The organism is Fructobacillus sp. CRL 2054 (assembly GCF_028764065.1).
Taxonomy (GTDB): domain Bacteria; phylum Bacillota; class Bacilli; order Lactobacillales; family Lactobacillaceae; genus Fructobacillus.
This window is the reverse complement of the sequence record NZ_JACOFN010000021.1, coordinates 1-877: the sequence shown is the minus strand read 5'-3', so window position 1 is coordinate 877 and position 877 is coordinate 1. Positions and strand designations below refer to the sequence as shown.

General features: G+C 43.2%; 1 protein-coding gene. It reads left to right on the top strand.

What is annotated here, in order from left to right:
• The coding region (locus tag H7198_RS06985; RefSeq protein ID WP_274459006.1) for a prophage endopeptidase tail family protein at positions 1–877 on the top strand (877 nt) is incomplete at both ends.

The following is an 877-nucleotide window of genomic DNA, read 5'->3' as shown; positions in this document are numbered from 1 at the left end:
TGGGAAAAGAACAATAGTTACCAATTAGACTTCACATCGTTCGATGATGGCAGTGAATCGTTTAACCTTTTGACTGTTGAAAACAGCATTTTTTGGAACGGCCAAGAATACATCATTAAACAAGCGAATGACGGTTACGCACAGGGTATTCATACCGTTCAAGTAACGGCGACCCATGTGTTCTATCAGTTAAATGCACGCCGTCAGAACAACGTGAATAAGGGCGATGCTACTTATAACATCTGGGGCGCTTTATCATTTCTAACTAGTGATGTGTCCGACTATTCATTCGATGTTGTCGGTGATCTAAACAGCACACAGACGATTACCGATTTTGGGAACTGTACGATAATGGACGGTTTATCCACGATTTCTAGCACATTTGGCGTGTATGCAATCGTTCCCGACAACAAACACGTTGTTTTATATAGCGAGGCCAATTTTGTCAAAGCGACAAGAAAGGCTTTTTTTTATCAAAACAATTCTTCGGATATTAGCTTGCAGTACGACTCGTCCACTATTGTGAACCGTGTGCAGGTCGTATCAACATCTGACACACCACAATTTAGCCCGTTTTACGTGACGGACGATGATTCCATTAAGCAATGGGGTGTATGTGATGGCGAACGTGTTGAGAATGACAAGGACAACAATACGAGTGCTAGTGCAGCAACTGCTAAGCGTAAGTTAGTTCCTGTTCCATCACTATCGTTGACCGTATCAACCCAGACCGAAGATGTGCAGATGGGTGAACAGTGGACATTGGTTATCCCGGAAAGTGACATCAAAACAGCTGTACAAGTGGTGTCCATCGTTGACACGCCGTTTATTCCCCATAACACGCAAGTAACGCTGAATAATACTCGTCAGAACTTCT